This window comes from Micromonospora zamorensis, from assembly GCF_900090275.1.
Classification (GTDB): domain Bacteria; phylum Actinomycetota; class Actinomycetes; order Mycobacteriales; family Micromonosporaceae; genus Micromonospora; species Micromonospora zamorensis.
On the sequence record NZ_LT607755.1, the window covers coordinates 6,493,766 to 6,512,590 of the forward strand.

The window sequence follows — 18,825 nt, forward strand, 5'->3', positions numbered from 1 at the left end:
CGTGATCTACCAGGTGTATCCCCGGAGCTTCGCCGACGGTAACGGCGACGGCATCGGTGACATCGCCGGCATCCGGTCCCGGCTGAACCACCTGTCCGCGCTCGGCGTCGACGCGATCTGGTTCAGTCCCTGGTATCCCTCGCCGATGGCCGACGCCGGCTACGACGTGTCCGACTACCGCGACATCGACCCGGTCTTCGGCAGCCTGGCCGAGGCGGAGGCGCTGATCGCCGAGGCACACGCGCTGGGCATCCGGACCATCGTCGACGTGGTGCCGAACCACTGCTCCGACGCGCACCCCTGGTTCCAGGCGGCGCTCGCTGGCGGGCCCGGCGCGCCCGAGCGGGACCTGTTCTGGTTCCGGCCGGGCCGGGGCCCGAACGGCGACCAGCGGCCCACCGACTGGATCGGCGAGTTCGGCGGCGAGACCTGGACCCGCACCACCAACCCGGACGGCACCCCCGGTGACTGGTACCTGCACCTGTTCGCCCCGCAGCAGCCGGACTTCAACTGGGACCACCCCCGGGTACGCGCGGAATTCGAGGACATCCTGCGGTTCTGGTTCGACCGGGGCGTGGACGGCATCCGGATCGACTCGGCCGGGCTCCTGGTCAAGGACGGGGAGCTGCCCGAGGTCCGACCGGACCACCCGCACCCCTTCCACGACCTCGACGGGGTGCACGACATCTACCGGGGCTGGCGGCGGGTCGCCGACTCCTACCCCGGCGAGCGGGCCCTGATCGGTGAGGTGTGGCTGCCGGACCGGCAGCGGTTCGCCAACTACCTGCGCCCGGACGAGCTGCACGCCGCGTTCAACTTCGACTTCCTCGGCTGCGCCTGGGACGCCTCGGCGCTGCGGGAGAGCATCGACGGGACGCTGAGCGCGCACGCGCCGGTCGGCGCGCCGGCCACCTGGGTGCTCTCGAACCACGACGTCACCCGACACGTCACCCGCTACGGTCGGGCGGACACCCGGTTCAGCTTCGCCGCCAAGCGCGAGGGCACCCCCACCGACCTTGAGCTGGGCACCCGCCGGGCCCGCGCCGCCGCGCTGCTCTCGCTGTCGCTGCCCGGCGCCGCCTACGTCTACCAGGGCGAGGAACTGGGCCTCTACGAGGTCGAGGACATCCCGTACGCGTTGCGTCAGGACCCGATGTGGGAACGGTCCGGCCGGGTCGACCCGGGTCGGGACGGCTGCCGCGTGCCGCTGCCGTGGGCCGGGGACGAGCCGCCCTTCGAGTTCAGCCCCGCCGGTGCCGCGGCGCCCTGGCTGCCCCAGCCTGCCGACTGGAAGGACCGGACGGCCAGTGCGCAGACCGGCGACTCCGCCTCGATGCTGGAGCTGTACCGGGCGGCGATCCGGGCTCGAAAGGCCGACCCGGCGCTCGGTGACGGTGAGCTGACCTGGCTGCCCGCCCCGGACGGGGTGCTCGCCTTCAGCCGTGGCGGTGGCTTCACCTGCCTCGTCAACCTGTCCGAGACGCCGGTTCCGATGCCGGCCCAGGGGCGGTTGCTGCTGGCCAGCGGGCCACTCGACGACGGGTTGCTGCCGTCCGACACCGCCGTGTGGCTGCGTACCACCGAATCCACCGACGGGCCGCGCGGGGCGGACGGCCCGGCCTGACCTGACTCTGCTCGCCGTGGTGCCGGCGGCCCGTCCCGGCCGCCGGCACCACGCCACCAAAGGAAAGGAGAAACAAGGGGGAGACGCGCCACGCCGCACCGACACGGGGGGATCTGGCCTGCCTGACGAAAGGGAGAGCGCAGCTCATGGCCAACCACACCACCGGCACCCCGCACCACCGACACCCGACCCGGGCAGGGCTGGCCGCCATTGCCGCCACCCTGCTCGCCGCCACAACGGTGACCGCTCTCGCGGTCACCGGCACCGCAACGCCGGCCTCGGCAGCCGGACTGTCCCCCTTCGACATCCCCAATCGAGGCGCCACCGTCCCGTTCATCGAGCAGGAGGCGGAGGAGGCCGCCCACAACGGCTCGAAGATCGGCCCGGACCGGCGCTACGGAACGCTGCCGTCCGAGGCGTCCGGCCGGGAGGCGGTCACCCTCGACGCCGTCGGTGAGTACGTCGAGTTCACCCTCACCGCGCCGACCAACGCGGTCACCTTCCGGTACAGCCTGCCCGACAGCCCGTCCGGCACCGGCCGGGACGCCACCATCGACCTGCGGGCCAACGGGTCGCTGCTGAAGTCGGTCCCGGTGACGTCGAGGTACGGCTGGTACTACGGCGGATACCCGTTCAACAACAACCCGGGCGACACCAACCCGCACCACTTCTACGACGAGACCCGGGCGATGTTCGGCAGCACCCAGCCGGCCGGCACGAAGATCCGCTTCCAGGTCTCCTCGACCGCCCAGTCGCCCACGTTCACCATCGACCTGGCCGACTTCGAGCTGGTCGCCCCCGCGATCACGAAGCCCGCCGGTGTGCTCGACGTGGTCACCGACTTCGGCGCCGACCCGAGTGGCGCGACCGACTCGACCGCCAGGTTCCAGGCGGCGGTCGACGCCGGTAAGGCCCAGGGCAGGGCCGTCTGGATCCCGACCGGGACCTTCACCCTCTGGGATCACGCGGTGGTCGACGGGGTGACACTGCGCGGCGCCGGGCCCTGGTATTCGGTGCTCGGTGGCCGGCACCCCACCGACCGGAACAGGTCCGTCGGCATCTACGGCAAGTACGTGCCCGGCGGCGGCTACACCGGGCCGGTCCGCGCGCACGAGGCGAACGGGCCGAGCCGCAACGTCACGCTGCGGGACTTCGCCATCATCGGCGACATCCGCGAGCGGATCGACGACGACCAGGTCAACGCCCTGGGCGGGGCGATGACCAACTCGGTGGTCGACAACCTCTGGCTGGAGAACACCAAGGTCGGGGCGTGGATGGACGGCCCGATGGACAACTTCACCATCCGCAACAGCCGGATCCTGGACCAGACCGCGGATGGGGTGAACTTCCACACCGGCGTCACCAACTCGACGGTGACCAACACGTTCGTCCGCAACACCGGCGACGACGCGTTGGCGATGTGGGCGCAGAGCGTGCCGAACGTCAACAACTCCTTCACCCACAACACCATCGGTGTGACCCTGCTGGCGAACCACCTGGTCAGCTACGGCGGTCGGGACATCAAGATCACCGACAACGTGACGGCCGACTCGCTGACCAACGGCGGCGGCATCCACGTGGCCAACCGCTACCCGGGTGTGCAGGGCGACACCGCGGTCCGGGGCACCTGGACGATCGCCCGGAACACGTTGATCCGTAACGGCAACTCGGACTACAACTGGAACTTCGGTGTCGGGGCGATCTGGTTCTCCGCACTCAACGAGGCGTTCCAGCAGGCCACCATCAACATCACCGACACCGACATCCTGGACAGCTCGTACGCCGCGCTGCACTGGATCGAGGGCCAGACCAGCGGCATCAACCTGAGCAACGTGCGGATCGACGGCGCCGGCACGTACGCGCTCCAGGTGCAGGCACCCAGTCAGGTGTCGTTCACGAACGTGCGTGCCACCAACATCGCGCAGAGCAACCCGATGCACAACTGCGTGGGCGGTGGCTTCCAGATCACCCAGGGCAGCGGCAACTCCGGCTGGTACACGCCCACCCCGTACTGCGGCCCGTGGCCGAACCCGCAGTGGGGCGGTGGACCCACCACCCCGCCGCCCACCACTCCGCCCCCGACGACTCCGCCCCCGACCACCCCGCCTCCCACCAGCGGAAACCTCGCCCTGAACCGGCCGGCGACCGCGACCAGCACCAACCAGAGCTACACGGCGGGCAACGCGGTGGACGGCAACGCGGCCAGCTACTGGGAGAGCGCCAACAACGCGTTCCCCCAGTCGGTCACCGTCGACCTGGGCTCGGCCCGATCCGTCGACCGGGTGGTGCTCAAGCTGCCCGCCGGCTGGGAACGCCGTACCCAGACGGTGTCGGTCCTCGGCTCCACCGACGGATCGTCGTACGCCACGCTGGCGTCGTCCGCCGGTCGGGTCTTCGACCCGGGCGCCGGCAACGCCGTGTCGATCGGGCTGCCCTCCGGCGACCGCCGCTACGTCCGGGTGACCGTCACCGGCAACACCGGCTGGCCGGCCGCGCAACTCTCCGAGGTCGAGGTGTACGGCGGCACCCCCACCACGCCGCCGCCCACCACACCGCCCCCGACCACGCCACCCCCGACAACGCCACCCCCGACCACCCCGCCGCCCAGCGGCAACCTGGCGGCCGGGCGGCCGGTGACCGAGACCAGCCACTCCGACGTGTACGCCGCCGCCAACACTGTGGACGGCAACCCGAACACCTACTGGGAGAGCGCCAACAACGCCTTCCCGCAGTCGCTGACCGTGGACCTGGGCACCAACCGGACGGTGTCCCGGGTCGTGCTGAAACTCCCACCGTCATCGGCCTGGCAGACGCGCACCCAGACGCTGTCGGTGCTCGGCTCCACCAATGGCTCGACGTTCGCCACAGTGAAGGCGTCCGCCGGCTACACCTTCAACCCGGGCAGCGGCAACACGGTCACCGTGACCTTCACGGCGACCAGCCAGCGGTACCTGCGGCTGACCATCACCGGCAACACCGGTTGGCCAGCAGGTCAGCTCAGCGAGTTCGAGGTCTATTCCAGCTAGGCCAGGTGCCCCCGCCCGCCCAGGGTGGGGGCACCCCGGTCCGGGCGGTCCGGCGCAACGCAGCGCCGGCCACCCACCCCGTCCCCCAACCCGCACCGTCCCCCACCTGTCGCGGAACGACGGGCGTACCCCTGCACCCGTCGCCGGGCAACGCACCCACACCCACCCCCGAAAGAGGTGTAGCGACCCCATGTCCAGAAACGGCACCAGACGAGGCACGCCGCCGACCGGCGCGCCCACTCCCGTCCCCGGCACCACCCGCTCCGGCCGTCGGCGGCTGCTCTCCAGCGTGCTCGCCGGGATGCTCCTCGTCACCGCACCGGTCGTCACCCCCGCGGCGGCCAGCGCGGCACCAGTTTCCGACCCGGTCGCGGCCGCCGCCCGCGTCGCCATGCTCGCCGGGCTCTCCGCCACCATGACCGCCAGCAGCTACAACCAGAACTACGTGGCGAGCAACGCCAACGACGGCAACGCGTCGACCTACTGGGAGAGCGCCAACAACGCGTTCCCGCAGTGGATCCAGGCCGACCTGGGCGCCACTGTCAGCGTGGACCGGGTGGTGCTCAAGCTGCCGCCCGCGTCGGACTGGCAGACCCGCACCCAGACGCTGTCGGTGCTCGGCTCCACCAACGGCTCGTCCTTCACCACCCTGAAGGCGTCCGCCGGCTACACCTTCAACCCGGCCAGCGGCAACACCGCGACGGTCAGCTTCACCGCCGCCAGCACCCGCTACGTACGGGTGCAGGTCACCGGCAACACCGGTTGGCCGGCCGCCCAGCTCTCCGAGGTCGAGGTCTACGGTGCTGCCGGCAACACCGACACCCAGGCGCCGAGCGTTCCCGGCAACCTCGCGTACACCGAGCCGGCCAGTGGGCAGATCCGGCTCACCTGGTCGGCGTCGACCGACAACGTCGGGGTGACCGGGTACGACGTCTACGCCAACGGCGCGTTGCGCGGCAGCGTCAACGGCTCGACGCTCACGTACACCGACAGCCAGTCGGCCAGCACCACGGTCTCGTACTACGTGCGGGCCAAGGACGCGGCCGGCAACCAGTCGGCGAACAGCAACACCGTGACCCGGACCGGCACCGGCAACCCGCCGACCGGTTCCAACCTGGCGATCGGCAAGCCGATCACCGCCTCCGGGTACGTGCACACGTTCGTGGCCACCAACGCCAACGACAACAACGTGGCCACCTACTGGGAGGGCAACGGCAACCCGAGCACGCTGACCGTGCAGCTCGGCGCGAACGCCAGCCTCAGCCAGGTCGTGGTGAAGCTGAACCCGGACTCGGCGTGGGGTGCGCGTACGCAGAACATCACAGTGCTCGGCCGGGACCAGGGCTCGTCGAGCTTCACCACCCTGGTCGGCGCGGCGAACTACACCTTCAACCCGGGCAGCGGCAACACGGTGACCATCCCGGTCTCCGGTGCGGCGGCCGACGTACGGCTCTCGATCGCCTCGAACACCGGCGCCCCGGCCGGGCAGGTGGCCGAGTTCCAGGTCTTCGGCACTCCCGCGCCGAATCCGGACCTGACCGTGACCGGCATGTCGTTCAGCCCGTCCGCACCCGTGGAGACCAGCACCATCACGCTCTCCGCGACAGTGCGTAACGCGGGCTCGGCGGCCTCCGGCGCGACAGGAGTCAACTTCTACCTGGGTGCCACCCGGGTCGGCACCGCGTCGGTCGGCGGCCTGGCGGCCGGCGCCTCGACCACGGTCAGCGCCAGCATCGGCACCCGGGACTCCGGCAGCTACCCGCTCAGCGCGAAGGTGGACGAGTCGAACACCGTCGTCGAGTCCGACGACACCAACAACAGCTACTCCAACCCCAGCCCGCTGGTGGTCAGCCCGGTCGCCACGTCGGACCTGGTCGCCTCGTCGGTGGCCTGGTCGCCGGGCAACCCGTCGGCCGGCAACACGGTCACCTTCTCGGTGTCGGTGCGCAACGCCGGCAGTGTGGCGTCCGCGTCCGGCGCGCACGGCATCACGCTCACCGTGCTCAACGAGTCCGGCACCGTGGTCCGTACCCTGACTGGCTCGTACTCCGGCGTGATCAACGCCGGTGCCACGGTCGGCCCGATCAACCTGGGCACCTGGACCGCCGCGAACGGTAAGTACACCGTCCGGGTGGTGCTCGCCGCCGACGGCAACGAGCTGCCGGTCAAGCAGGCCAACAACACCAGTGACCGCCCGCTCTTCGTCGGTCGCGGCGCCAACATGCCGTACGACATGTACGAGGCCGAGGACGGCGCGGTCGGCGGCGGCGCCAGCGTCGTCGGGCCGAACCGGGAGGTCGGAGACCTGGCCGGCGAGGCGTCCGGTCGGCGGGCGGTGACCCTCAACTCGACCGGCAGCTACGTCGAGTTCACCACCCGGGCCAGCACCAACACGCTGGTCACCCGCTTCTCCATCCCGGACGCCCCGGGCGGCGGGGGGATCAACTCCACGCTGAACGTCTACGTCAACGGCACGTTCCACAAGGCCATCGACCTGACGTCCCGGTACGCCTGGCTCTACGGCAACGAGACCAGCCCGGGCAACTCGCCGAGCGCCGGCGGGCCGCGGCACATCTACGACGAAGCCAACGTCATGCTCAACTCCACCGTCCCGGCCGGCAGCAAAATCCGCCTCCAGAAGGACCCGGCCAACACCACCACGTACGCCATCGACTTCATCAACACGGAGCAGGTGGCGCCGATCGCCAACCCGGACCCGGCGCGCTACACCACGCCGACCGGCTTCACCCACCAGGACGTGCAGAACGCCCTGGACCGGGTGCGGATGGACACCACCGGCAACCTGATCGGGGTGTACCTGCCGGCCGGCAACTACTCCACCTCGTCGAAGTTCCAGGTGTACGGCAAGGCGGTGCAGGTGACCGGCGCCGGCCCCTGGTACACCCGGTTCAACGCTCCATCGGGCCAGGACAACACCGACATCGGCTTCCGGGCCGAGAACTCGGCCGCGAACTCGTCCTTCAAGAACTTCGCCTACTTCGGCAACTACACCTCGCGGATCGACGGTCCGGGCAAGGTGTTCGACTTCTCCAACGTGTCGAACATCGTGATCGACAACATCTGGAACGAGCACATGGTGTGCCTCTACTGGGGCGCGAACACCGACTACATGACGATCAAGAACTCCCGGATCCGCAACATGTTCGCCGACGGCATCAACATGACCAACGGCAGCACCAACAACCTGGTCAGCAACAACGACGCCCGGGCCACCGGCGACGACAGCTTCGCGTTGTTCTCGGCGATCGACGCGGGCGGCGCCGACATGAAGGACAACATCTACGAGAACCTGACCTCGACCCTCACCTGGCGGGCCGCCGGTGTGGCCGTCTACGGCGGCTACGGCAACACGTTCCGCAACATCTACATCGCGGACACCCTGGTCTACTCGGGCATCACCATCAGCTCGCTCGACTTCGGCTACCCGATGAACGGCTTCGGCGCGAGCCCGCCGACCCGGTTCGAGAACATCTCGATCGTGCGGGCCGGTGGGCACTTCTGGGGCTCGCAGACCTTCCCGGCGATCTGGGTCTTCTCCGCCTCGAAGGTGTTCCAGGGCATCCGGGTCAGCGACGTCGACATCGTCGATCCGACCTACAGCGGCATCATGTTCCAGACCAACTACGTCGGCGGGCAGCCGCAGAACCCGATCACCGACACGGTCTTCACGAACATCTCGATCAGCGGGGCCCGTAAGAGCGGTGACGCCTACGACGCGAAGTCCGGCTTCGCCATCTGGGCCAACCCGATGCCGGAGGCTGGGCAGGGGCCGGCCGTCGGGTCCGTCACCTTCAACAACCTGCGGCTGAGCAACAACGCGGTGGACATCCAGAACCCCACGTCAACCTTCACCATCAACCGCAACTGATTCAGCTCGCACCGGGTGCCGCCGGGAGGGGTCCCTCTCCCGGCGGCATCGTGCCGTGTCGGCCAGCGCCGGCCGCGAACCGGGCCGCGCCGGCCGCCGCGTCCGTGGCCAGCGAGTCCATCCCGTACGCCAACTCGGTCGCCAGCGCCTCCGGCTCTCCTCGCCCGCTGCCGGCCAGCAGCGCAGCCCGGTCGTTGCGCAGGCAGGTCTGCGGGTGCCGGGCGATCGCCGCCGCCAACTCCTCGGCCGCGGCCCGCGCCTGACCGGGTGGCACCAACCGATTGACCAACCCCATCGCGTACGCCTCATCGGCCGGCACCGGGCGGCCGGTGAGGACCAGGTCCATCGCCCGGCTCTCGCCGATCAACCGGGGCAGCCGGACCGTTCCGCCGTCGATCAGCGGCACGCCCCAGCGGCGGCAGAACACCCCGAGCGTCGCGTCGGACTCGGCGACCCGCAGGTCGCACCAGAGCGCCAACTCCAGGCCGCCCGCCACCGCGTACCCGGAGATCGCCGCGATCACCGGTTTGCTGAGCGTCATCCGGGTCGGGCCCATCGGCCCGTCCCCTTCCGGCTCGACCCGGTTGCCGCTCGGCGTGCCGATCGCCTTGAGATCGGCGCCGGCGCAGAACGTGCCACCGGCGCCCCAGAGCACTGCCACCGCCGCGTCGGGGTCGGCCTCGAAGGCCCGGAAAGCGTCGGCCAGCGCCCGAGCCGTCGGCCCGTCGACGGCGTTGCGAGCCGCCACCCGATCCAGCACGACTGTCGTCACCGGCCCGGCACGCTCCACCCGTACACCCATCGACTCAGCATGCCCGTACCGTCCCGCACCCACAATCCCCGTCGATCTTGCGGCCGGCGGCCTGGTTCGGCCAGGTGTGGGCGGTTTCCCGGGCAGCAACCGCAAGATCGCGCTCAGTGACGAATTTGTCGCCCGAGACCGGTTTGCGACCCCCTTCGCCGGGAAGTCGGTACGGGTGCGAGCACTTTTGACGAAAGTTGAGCAGGCATCCAGCCTCGACCGGACGGGTGACCGGTTGCAGCGAGTGGTCCTGAGCACGCTGCGTCCGCGGCGGCTGCGGGACCTGCTGCACGGGGTGACCCTCGGGCATCCGCTGCACCCGGCGATGGTGCAGGTGCCGGTCGGCGCCTGGATCAGCGCCGCGGTGCTGGACCTGATGCCCGGGCAACGTCGGCCCGCCACCGTGCTGGTCGGCCTGGGCACCGTCAGCGCGGTGCCGGCGGCGATCGCCGGGTTGAACGACTGGGCGGCACTCGCCCGTGACCAGCGCCGGGTCGGCCTGGTGCACGCCGCGGCCAACACGGTCGGCTTGACGCTGTACGCCGGGTCACTGGCCGCGCGGCTGTCCGGCCGGCACGGCGTCGGCCGCGCTCTCGGTTTCCTCGGGCTCTCCACCGTCAGCCTGGGGCCTACATCGGGGGTCACCTCGCGTACAAGCAGGGGGCGCAGGTCAACCAGAGCATCTCCGAGTTGCACCGGATGACCGACGGCTGGCACTCGCTGGCCGACATGGCGACGCTGCCGCAGCGCACCCTGATCACCCGAGAGGTGGACGACGACATCTCGGTGATCCTCTACCGGCACGGTGACGAGGTGACCGTGATGTTGGAGCGCTGCCCGCACCAGAGCGGCCCGCTCGGCGAGGGTGAGGTGCAGGAGATCGACGGCCACGCCTGCGTGGTCTGCCCGTGGCACGGCAGCGCGTTCCGGCTCAACGGCGGCGAGGTCGTGCAGGGGCCGTCCGGCAACGACCAGCAGATCCTGCCCACCCGGATCCAGGACGGCGTGCTCCAGACCCGCCTGCCCTGACCCAGCGGCACGGTGGCTGCGGTTCGCCCGACCGCCACCGGCTCCGTGGGGTGTCACTCGGCACCGATGCTCGCGTCGTCAAGCGGTGCCGCTTCGGACGCTGAAGTTCGCGCGGTCAAGGCGGTGCCGCTTTCGACGCTGATGCCTGTGAGTCATCTTGATGACTCACAGGCATCACGCATTCTGGAGACCTGGTCCTCGGCGCGGACCGCTGCCGACCAGACCTGCCCCTGCCTGGCTGCTGCGGCCAGCCGAGTTGTGGTCGGGCGAGTCGGTGCCGGGCGGGCGGCGAGCCAGCTCACGCCCGCCCGTGCGGATCAGGTGCGTCGGTGGCGGCCGACCGGAGGTCCGTCCGGTACGGAGTCCAAGCCGTGCCCGCCCCCGAACAACCCGCCCTCAGCGCCATCGCCGGCCCAACTGTCGTCACCACCCCAGCCCGATGCGCCGGCCCCCGCCCCGCCGACGGTAGCTGTCGCACCACCGGAGAGAGCCATCCCACCACCGGGGAACGCCGTGCTACCGGGAGGAGCCATCCCACTGCCGGCGGGCCACACGCCGCCGTCGCGAGGTGTCGTCCCATCGCCGGTAGGTGTCATCCCGCCGCCGGTGGACGTCATCCCACCTCCGCGCGGTGTCATCCCGTCGCGTGGTGCGAAGACGTCGCCGCTGGGTGCCGTGCCGTTGGTCCGTGTTGCCGGGGCTTCGATGGCCGCAGCCGCTCGGCTGGCGGCCCATGCGGCACCGCTTCCGACCGCTCCACCGCCACTCCGCCGGTCCGCACTGCTGGCCCGCGCTCCGCTGGTTCGGCCCGCGCCACCGGTGCTTCGGGCCGCGCCTCCACGGGGCTTGCGGGAGGACGCGGCCAACCGGGGAGCCGCCCCGGCGGTCGCCGGGCGTCGGCGCAGGCCCAGCACCGCACCGATCTGCGCTCCGACGATGCTCGCGACGGCCAGGACGGCGGAGACCGCCAGCGGTCGATTCACCCGGTCGGCCGTGCCTGCTCGGGCTGCGCCGACGGTCATGGCGGGTGGCTGGCCCGCTGACTGCGTACCGCTGGGGGGTGCCGGGTCCACCCGCTCCGGTGCGGCACGTTCGGGCGCCGGCCGGGGCGCGGGCGGTTTGGGCGCCGCCGGCCGGCCGACCAGGCGGCCGCTGGCGTGCTGCCGGGCCCCCTGGTCGGCGGCCTCGGTGGGGAGTCGGAGCAGTTGGCCGGGGCGGATCCGGTCCGGGTCGTCGAGCTTGTTCAGCTTGGCGAGCTGTCGGTAGTCGCCGAACTCGTCCAGGTAACGCTCGGCCACCTCACCGAGGTAGTCGCCCCGCGCCACCCGGTACATCGGCGCGGCCTCGTTGTTCGCCGCAGAGCCGCCGAATGCGGCCCGCTCTGTCCCGGCCAACCCGAGTGGCCCGCTGCGGGCCAGCGGAGCCGCCGTGTCGGGTGTCGCAGCCGCGCGGGCCGGAGCGGCCAGGGCACTGGCGCCTTGTGCGCCGGTGTACGCCGGCGCGCCGTAGACCGCGGCGGCGCTGGCGGCGGCCGGGCTGGCGACGAGGATCAGCGCGACCGAGCCGACCAGCGCGGCGGCGGCCTTCTGCTGGCGGCCCATCCCGGGCAACTTCGGCGCCGGTCGGCGCAGGCTCTGTGCCCCCAACTCGACGAGGACGGAGAAGGCGAACGTGGCCCAGCCGAACCAGCCGGCCACAGCCAGGGCGCGCAGGAAGAGTTGGCCGTCGTCCCGGCTGGTCAGCGCGGTGCCCACCTCGCTGATCGTGGGGAGGTGATCGGGCAGCGGGTTTCCGGCGAAGGCCAGCAGCGCGATCGGCGCGCCGACCAGCAGAGCGCACAGCACGGCCAGGGCGCCGATGCCGGTGAGGATCCGTCCGGTCCGTCGTACAACGGACCCACCCGATACGGGCATGGCTGCCTTCCTTCCTACGGTGTTGCGGTGATGGCTCGCGCGGTCGCCTCGCCGGTGACGGTGACGGTTTTCTCGGGCACGAACAGCCCGAGCATCGTGCGGTGATAGGTGATCGGGACGGTCACCCGGATCAGGGTCTCCCCGCCGACCACGGGGAAGCTCACGGTGTGGCCGGAGACGCCAGCGGCAGCCAGGTACCTGTCGACCGCCACGCGGGCCTCGGACTCCTTGATCCGCTTCGGTCCACCCTCGATGGCGACGGCCCGGTCGATGGCCTGACCGCCGGTCCGGGCCGCCTCGGCAGCCAGGTTCTCGGCAGTCTGCAGGGTGCGTAGCTGCCCGGCGCCGTCGTAGGTGAGGCCGATGATGGCCAGTACGCCGAACATCGTCACCGCGAGGAAGATGCTCACCCGGCCGTGCTCACCGTGCGAGTCTGCCCGGGCCCGTTGCCCTGACCCGCCCAGAGTCCTGTCGGCGTTCATCAGACGCCACCCGCAAGCGCGTCCGGCGCGGAACCCACGCCCACCGCCCCGGGTCCGAGAGCCCTGCCGCGGTAACGGTCCAGCGGCGAGGTGAATTTCGACTTGATCTGTTTCCCGGATGTCATGCCGGGCAGGATGTCGAGCGAGATGTCCTTGAAGGACACCTCGCAGATGATCTCGACCGTCACCGTGGCGTTCTGACCGACCGCGCTGCTGAAGGCGACGTCGAAGGTGGTGGGCTCGCCGCCCACCGTGCCGCTGAACGTGGGTGCCAGCTCGTTGGTGCAGGCCAGGCCGTACCAGTCCAGCTGCTGCCGGGCGGCTTCGAGCGCGGCGGTCTCGGCGGTGCTCGAGCTTCGCGAGATCGAGGCGGCGCGCGCGGCGTCGTGCGCGGCGGCATCGATGGCCTCCGCAGCCAGCGCGGTGCGCCCGACCACGCCGGCCAGCACCATCAGCGCGATGAAGGCGGGCGCGAGCACCGCCACCTCGATGGAGACCGAGCCACGCTCGGCGGTGCGGTTCATGGTGTGGTCACCCTCTCCACCGTCCCGTGGGCGGTCTGCTGCACGGCGAAGTCCACGCCCGGCACCACCGACAGGGACCGGCCACGCACCGTGCAGGTCACCTCGGTGTCGTCGTTGAGGACGACGCAGTTCGGGCCGGTCTTGTCCCAACCCACCAGCCAGCCGCCGGCGGCCTTCAGGAAGCGGGTGGCGCTGTCCACCCCGGCGCCGTCCCTGGCCTGGTACGTCCGCTGGGCGTTGACGCCGCTCTGGGCGGCGTTCAACGCTGTGGAGCGGGCGAGGAAGACGGCCGCGATCTGGATCGAGGCGAAGAGCAGCACCAGGATCAGCGGCATCATCACGGCCAGCTCCACCGGGTTGGCACCTCGCTCCCGGTCGCCGGCCGCGAGGTGGCGCCGGACGGCGGTGACCGCCCGGTGCCACCTCGGGAACGCGGCTCGGCGCATGCCGGTTACTGCGGGTTCTTGTTGTTCGGGATGGCGTTCATCCAGTTGTTGGCCTTGGCCAGGGCCAGGCCGGTGACGACCGTCGCAATGAAGACCAGACCGAAGATGATCACGGCGGTGGGGACCGGGCTGTCACCGCGCTCACCGTCGCGGCGCAGCTCGGCAAGGCGCGTCGTCAGCGCGACGTGCAGATAGCTGAGGATGGACATGGCGTTCTCCTTCAGGGGATGGGGTCAGACGCGGGCGATGAACGGATAGACGACGAAGCCGAGCAGCACGAAGACGAGCAGTGCGCCCGGAATGTCGAGTTTGCTGGTCACTCCCTCGGCGCGAGCGAGGTTGTCCGTGCGGATCTGGTCGCGCAGCGAGTCGGCCCGGCTGCGCAGGGTCTCGTGCACCTGTGCGCCCTCGCTGCCAGAGGAGCGCATGATCGCGCCGACGTCCCCCAGCTCCGGAATGCCGATCTTGTCGGCGAGGTCGCGCAGCTCGTCCCAGGGCGCGTGCATCTGCATCTGGGCGATCCGCAGCGACTCCTGCAGTCGATCGAAGACCCAGCCGTCGCAGACCGCCGCCGCGCGCTCCAGCGACTGCACCGGGCCGTGTGCGGCGGAGAGCTGCAACGCCACCAGATCGAGGTAGGTGCAGACCGCCTGGCGGAACTCGTCCCGGGCGGCGTCGGCCTTGGTCACCACGGCACGGTGCGCCAGCAGCGCGCCCAGCAGTGCCAGGCCGAGACTGCCGAGCACCGGTATGACGAACGGGAACGAGACGCCGAACACCAGCAGTGCCACCCCGAGCAGGGTCGGCGTGGCCAGCCCGATCAGCGCGGAGAGCAGCACCGACAGGGCGTACTGCTCGGGGGTCTGCCCGATCAGGGCGAGCTGCCGATGCGGCGGACGCAGCCAACGGGACAACCCGGTCAGCGAGTCCAGCCGGCGGGAGGCGGGAGTGGCGACCAGGCCGCTGCCCGGCGGCTGGTGCAGTCGACGCAGCGCCGGCCCGAGCGCCGGGGTCGCCGGCACCAGCTCCCGGACCACCAGGAACACGCCCAGCCCGACCCCGGCGCCACCACACACCGCGATGGCCAACTGCCAGTTCACGATCACGGGACCCGCCCTTCGTTCGCGACTGCGGGGCTCCGCTGCGCTGCACTCCTCGCGCTCACGCGATCACCTCGCTCGGGTCGGGCGCCGGTAGGAACCGGGCCGGCCGCTGCGGCTGACTCATCGACCGCACCCAGGCCAGCAGGGCGATGAAGGCGACACCGAGGACCGCCATCACCACCTGGCCCACCGGGGTGGCGTACGGCTTGATGTACTCGGTGTTGATCAGCCCGTACGCGAGGGTCGCCAGGGTCATTCCGGTGAGGAAGCGGACCGCGAACCGGGGCTGGGTGCGCTTGGCCTCGATCTCCCGGCGGGTGGCGACCTCGGCGGACGCCGCGCCGGCGATCGAACCGAGCACGTCACCCAGCCGTTCACCCCGGTCGGACAGGTGCAGGATCAGCGCCGCGACCACCTGGTCGCAGACCGGGTCGGCGATCTCGTCGGCGAACGCCAGCAGCGCCGTGCGGGCCACCCAGCCGGCCTGCAGACGGGCGGCGAGCAGTCGCACCTCGTCCTCGACGCCGGGTGGCACGCTGCCGATCGTGCCGATGATCGACTGCTGGAGGCCCTGCCCGGTGTTGGACACGTCCTTGAGGCGTCGGGTCCACTCGCCGACCGCCTCGATCCGGGCGATCGCCCGCTGTTCGGCCTTACCCACTCCGAACAGCCACGGGGTGCCGGGCACCGCCACCGCCACCAGCAGACCCACCACCGGCAGCCCGGTCAGCAGGAACGCCAACGCGCCCGCGACCACCGCGGCGATCAGCAGTGCCTGGTAGGACCGCTGCTCGGAGGGCGTGCTGCCGGGCCCACGCCACAGTCGATCGAGACCCGAACCGCCACCGGGGCGGGACCCGGGAGGCCGTCGGGTGCCGACCAGGGCCACCACGGCCAGCAGCAGTCCGGCCACGCAGGCGGCCCCGGAGACCACCGCGATCAACTCCAGGCTCAGCATCAGGTCACCGCCGGGCCAGTCGGGTCTGCCGGGGTCGCCGCCAGGCGCCGGCGCCGGCCTCGATCCACCGGGTCAGCAGCCGTACGTCGTAACCCACCCGCAGCAACTGGTCACGCACCCGCTCCGGCAGGTGCCGGGGGACCGCACGACCGTCCGGCCCGGGCCCGAAGACCGTGGTGGTGGTGATCCGGCCGCCCTCGCCGGCGCCGATCACCTCCTCCACGTGGGAGACGAACCGGTGTTTACGCCCGCCGATCGCGGTCTCGTCCTCGACGGTGACGTAGACGATCAGGTCGAGGGCGTTGCCGGCCATCCGGCGGGCCTGGTCGACGGTCATCTCGCGGCCGTGCGCCAACGCCAGCTCGACGATCCGTTCACCCACGCCCGCCGCGGTGCGGGCGTGGATGGTGCACATCGAGCCCCGGCTGGTGGTCATCGCCTGGAGCATCGGCACGATCTCCCGGGACCGCACCTCACCCACGATGATCCGCAGTACGCCCATCCGCAGCGACAACGGGATCAGGTCGGCGATGGTCACCTCACCGGCCGGGCGGCCGTCGAAGCCGCGCTCCCCATGGCCCTCCCGGGCCTCGAAGCTCATCACCGCCCGGTGCCGTTCCCGACGGCGGGCCGGCAACAGCTCCCGGCTCTCCTCCAGCAGCACGTACGGCTCGTCCTGCGGGATCTCGTTCATCAACGCCCGGATGATCGTGGTCTTCCCGGCGCCGGCCAACCCGGCGACCATGATGTTCAGCCCGGCGCGCATGGCCGCGCGGAGGAAGTCGCGCAGGAGCGGGTCGATCATCTCGTCCAGATCGCCCCGGGCACCGGCCACGTCGTCGAGGCTCACGTCCAGGGTGTTGTGCTTGCGGATCACCGCGTACGGGCGGTGGCTGACCAGGAACACGGCGGCCAGCCGGCTGCCGTCGGGCAGTTGCAGGTCGAGGGTGGGCTTCACTGTGGACAGGGACCGCTCGGTCGCGCCCGCCCGGCGGGCCGCCGCCTGGAGGATCTCCACCAGCTCGGCGTCGCTGTCGGCGATCGGCTCGGCCCAGTCCACCCCGCCGCCGTGCCGGGTGATGCGCACCTGGTCGCAGCCGAGGATGTGCACCTCCTCGATGGTCTCGTCGACCAGCAGGGTCTGTAGCCGGCCGAGCCCGACCAGCTCGGCGGTCACCTGGTCGAGCAGCAGGCGTTCCTCACCGGCGGCCATCGGCGTGCCGGCCCTGCGCACGGAGTCGGCGTACGCGGCGACCACCCCGACGGCGAGCCGCGCCCGTTCGGTGTCCTCCTCGTCGACGGTGAACTCCCGGCCGCGCTGCCACAGGGTGAGCCGTTCGGTGAGTTCCCGGCGCAACTCCCGGACCACCTGGAAGTCCATTCGGGGCCGGGGTGCCGCCTCTGGCTGCGCCGTGGCCGTGGGCGGTGCCTGCGGCATCGGCCCGGCCTGCTGGTGTCGCCCGTTCGACGGGGCCAGTGGCGGCACGGTCGAGGTGACGCCCGGCGGCTGCTGGCGCGGGTCGGTGGAGACCGGCTCAAACCGCATCCGGCACCCCCTGCTGCACGGGCCACGCGAGCCGGGCCCGCCGCCGTTCCAGCAGCGCGCCGATCGGCACCTCCAGCGCGGCCGCCGCGCGCATCAGTGGCCGTCCGGCGCGGACGGTGCCGCCCAGTGCGAGCACCCCGGCGGTACGCGGGTCGTGCGGCAGCCGTGCGATCACCGGCAGTTTCAGGGCGCGGCTGATCTCCGTTCGACCGTGCCCGTCGCCGACCAGCAGCAGCCGCAGGGTGCCCGGCGGCACCCGGTGCTCGGCGAAGTCCCGTTCGATAGCGGTGACCACCGCCCGGGTGCCGGAGAGGTCCGGCAGCTGCGCCCCGGTCACCAGCAGCACCACCGACGCGGCCCGCAGCACCGGCCACGGTGGCCCGGTGACGTGCAGCCGGCCGCAGTCGACCAGGACGTCGTAGCCGGGGGTGCCACGGTCCAGCGCGTCGAAGTAGTCGGCGAAGCGCTGCCAGAGCGGGGTGACGCTGCCACCCTGGGCCGGGTCGACGAGCCCGGGCAGCAGCAGCCGTTCCCGACGGGGCGCGTCCAGGTCGACGAGCTGGGACCAGAACGCGGTTTCCAGGTTGCCGTCGCGCAGCTCCCCGACGGCCAGCTCCCCGATGCCGCGCGGGCCGTCCAGCTGACCGCCGAGGTAGCCGGCCAGGATGGAGCCGCCGGCCGGGTCGCATTCGGCGAGCACCAGTCGCCGGTGCCAGGCCAGCGCGCAGGCCAGCGCCGAGGTCGTGACGCCGGGCGAACCCTTCGCGGACACCAGCGCGATGATCGCCATGCTCAGGCCGCTTCGGTCAGCACGACGGCGAGCCGTTCCTGTGCGGCGAGCGCCACCACCGCCGGGACATCGCGGGTGAGCAACGCCAGGTACAGGACCTTGTCGTCGTTCGCCGGGCTGACCATGTCGATCACGGTGGCCGTGAACCGGGTGCTCGCTGCGGCCGCGTCCCCGGTGGCGTTGCTGTCCGGCGTGCTGACCAGCAGGACCTTGTCACCGGGGTGCAGTTCGCGGGCCGGCACCTGGGCGGTCTTCAGACCGAGTGCGATCTGCTGTTGGCCGGGGCCGAGCAGCGGGTCGTCGGTGACCTGCCCCAGCGTGAGCAGGGTGCCCGGGACCAGCGCCACCGCGGCCCGTTTGCCGATCACCTCGTCGAGCCGGCCGGCCGGCACCGGGCGCAACCCCTGACCGCCGGCGACCTGCACGCTGACCAGGTCAGCGGCGCTGATCTCGCGGCCCACCTCCACCGGCCGGGCCACCGCGAGGTAGCTACCGGTGGCCCGGACCGAGGTGACCGCGAACGCTGCGCCCAGCCCACCCAGGGCGATCAGGAGTACGGCGAGACCGAGCAACCCCGGGCGGACCCGGCGCTGCCGGACCACAGTCGGTGGGGTGACCGGCGCGTCGACCGACCCGGTTCCGTTGCGCGTCGCGAGGCTCACTGCGTCATCTCCGTTCGCGGGGCTCGCACAC

At 71.5% G+C, this 18,825-nt stretch carries 12 protein-coding genes and 3 pseudogenes; 4 read left to right on the forward strand and 11 right to left on the reverse strand.

The annotated features are described in order from the left end of the window. Position 1 precedes the first annotated feature (1 nt). The 3 genes from GA0070619_RS29140 (at position 2) to GA0070619_RS29150 (ending at position 8,539) form a co-directional block, all read left to right on the forward strand. Complete coding sequence (locus GA0070619_RS29140; RefSeq protein ID WP_231927183.1) at positions 2-1,624, forward strand: glycoside hydrolase family 13 protein; 1,623 nt, start codon at positions 2-4, stop codon at positions 1,622-1,624. A 146-nt stretch (positions 1,625-1,770) separates the two neighbouring features. Then, entirely contained in the window at positions 1,771-4,650 is a 2,880-nt protein-coding gene (locus GA0070619_RS29145) for a galactose-binding domain-containing protein (RefSeq protein ID WP_088950973.1), read from the forward strand. Positions 4,651-4,840: 190 nt separating this feature from the next. After that, positions 4,841-8,539: a discoidin domain-containing protein gene (locus GA0070619_RS29150; RefSeq protein WP_088950974.1), complete on the forward strand. Its 3,699-nt coding sequence runs from the start codon at positions 4,841-4,843 to the stop codon at positions 8,537-8,539. A gap of 1 nt (position 8,540) precedes the next feature. On the opposite strand, the gene GA0070619_RS29155 is transcribed toward GA0070619_RS29150, so the two are convergent. Further along, positions 8,541-9,341, reverse strand: coding sequence for a crotonase/enoyl-CoA hydratase family protein (locus GA0070619_RS29155; RefSeq protein ID WP_088950975.1), 801 nt, complete (start codon positions 9,339-9,341; stop codon positions 8,541-8,543). A gap of 175 nt (positions 9,342-9,516) precedes the next feature. On the opposite strand from GA0070619_RS29155, the pseudogene GA0070619_RS29160 reads away from it, so the two are divergent. Then, a pseudogene (locus GA0070619_RS29160) lies at positions 9,517-10,370 on the forward strand (Rieske (2Fe-2S) protein). 764 nt (positions 10,371-11,134) lie between these two features. Here the strand turns inward: GA0070619_RS29160 and GA0070619_RS33640 are convergent. The 10 genes and pseudogenes from GA0070619_RS33640 to GA0070619_RS29210 all read right to left on the reverse strand — a co-directional run. Further along, positions 11,135-12,283: pseudogene (locus GA0070619_RS33640) on the reverse strand (LysM peptidoglycan-binding domain-containing protein); the annotation flags it as partial. A 14-nt stretch (positions 12,284-12,297) separates the two neighbouring features. Beyond that, positions 12,298-12,669 (reverse strand): hypothetical protein, encoded by a 372-nt coding sequence (locus GA0070619_RS29170; protein ID WP_374224950.1) that lies wholly within the window; start codon positions 12,667-12,669, stop codon positions 12,298-12,300. Between the two features lie 95 nt (positions 12,670-12,764). Then, a complete protein-coding gene (locus GA0070619_RS29175; RefSeq protein WP_088950978.1) occupies positions 12,765-13,289 on the reverse strand; it encodes a TadE/TadG family type IV pilus assembly protein in 525 nt (174 codons plus the stop codon). Further along, on the reverse strand, positions 13,286-13,735 hold the full coding sequence (locus GA0070619_RS29180; protein ID WP_088950979.1) for a TadE/TadG family type IV pilus assembly protein: 450 nt from the start codon (positions 13,733-13,735) through the stop codon (positions 13,286-13,288). The genes GA0070619_RS29175 and GA0070619_RS29180 overlap by 4 nt, the downstream gene beginning before the upstream one ends. Positions 13,736-13,740: 5 nt before the next feature. Next, entirely contained in the window at positions 13,741-13,944 is a 204-nt protein-coding gene (locus GA0070619_RS29185) for a hypothetical protein (RefSeq protein WP_088950980.1), read from the reverse strand. 24 nt (positions 13,945-13,968) lie between these two features. After that, positions 13,969-14,838, reverse strand: coding sequence for a type II secretion system F family protein (locus GA0070619_RS29190; protein WP_088952130.1), 870 nt, complete (start codon positions 14,836-14,838; stop codon positions 13,969-13,971). Between the two features lie 58 nt (positions 14,839-14,896). Then, a pseudogene (locus GA0070619_RS29195) lies at positions 14,897-15,840 on the reverse strand (type II secretion system F family protein). Beyond that, on the reverse strand, positions 15,801-17,342 hold the full coding sequence (locus tag GA0070619_RS29200; protein WP_088950982.1) for a CpaF family protein: 1,542 nt from the start codon (positions 17,340-17,342) through the stop codon (positions 15,801-15,803). The pseudogene GA0070619_RS29195 and the gene GA0070619_RS29200 overlap by 40 nt, the downstream one beginning before the upstream one ends. Further along, positions 17,332-18,132: a P-loop NTPase family protein gene (locus GA0070619_RS29205; RefSeq protein ID WP_088950983.1), complete on the reverse strand. Its 801-nt coding sequence runs from the start codon at positions 18,130-18,132 to the stop codon at positions 17,332-17,334. Before GA0070619_RS29205 ends, GA0070619_RS29200 begins: the two co-directional genes overlap by 11 nt. 2 nt (positions 18,133-18,134) lie before the next feature. Then, positions 18,135-18,794, reverse strand: a complete 660-nt coding sequence (locus tag GA0070619_RS29210) for an SAF domain-containing protein (RefSeq protein WP_088950984.1) — start codon at positions 18,792-18,794, stop codon at positions 18,135-18,137. Positions 18,795-18,825: the final 31 nt, after the last annotated feature.

Excerpts from the sequence above, each read along its gene's own strand:
- GA0070619_RS29185 (WP_088950980.1), bottom strand. The coding sequence starts at position 13,944 with ATGTCCATCCTCAGCTATCTGCACGTCGCGCTGACGACGCGCCTTGCC.
- GA0070619_RS29150 (WP_088950974.1), top strand. The coding sequence starts at position 4,841 with ATGTCCAGAAACGGCACCAGACGAGGCACGCCGCCGACCGGCGCGCCC.
- GA0070619_RS29155 (WP_088950975.1), bottom strand. The coding sequence starts at position 9,341 with ATGGGTGTACGGGTGGAGCGTGCCGGGCCGGTGACGACAGTCGTGCTG.
- GA0070619_RS29200 (WP_088950982.1), bottom strand. The coding sequence starts at position 17,342 with ATGCGGTTTGAGCCGGTCTCCACCGACCCGCGCCAGCAGCCGCCGGGC.
- GA0070619_RS29145 (WP_088950973.1), top strand. The coding sequence starts at position 1,771 with ATGGCCAACCACACCACCGGCACCCCGCACCACCGACACCCGACCCGG.
- GA0070619_RS29175 (WP_088950978.1), bottom strand. The coding sequence starts at position 13,289 with ATGAACCGCACCGCCGAGCGTGGCTCGGTCTCCATCGAGGTGGCGGTG.
- GA0070619_RS29180 (WP_088950979.1), bottom strand. The coding sequence starts at position 13,735 with ATGCGCCGAGCCGCGTTCCCGAGGTGGCACCGGGCGGTCACCGCCGTC.
- GA0070619_RS29170 (WP_374224950.1), bottom strand. The coding sequence starts at position 12,669 with ATGTTCGGCGTACTGGCCATCATCGGCCTCACCTACGACGGCGCCGGG.
- GA0070619_RS29205 (WP_088950983.1), bottom strand. The coding sequence starts at position 18,132 with ATGGCGATCATCGCGCTGGTGTCCGCGAAGGGTTCGCCCGGCGTCACG.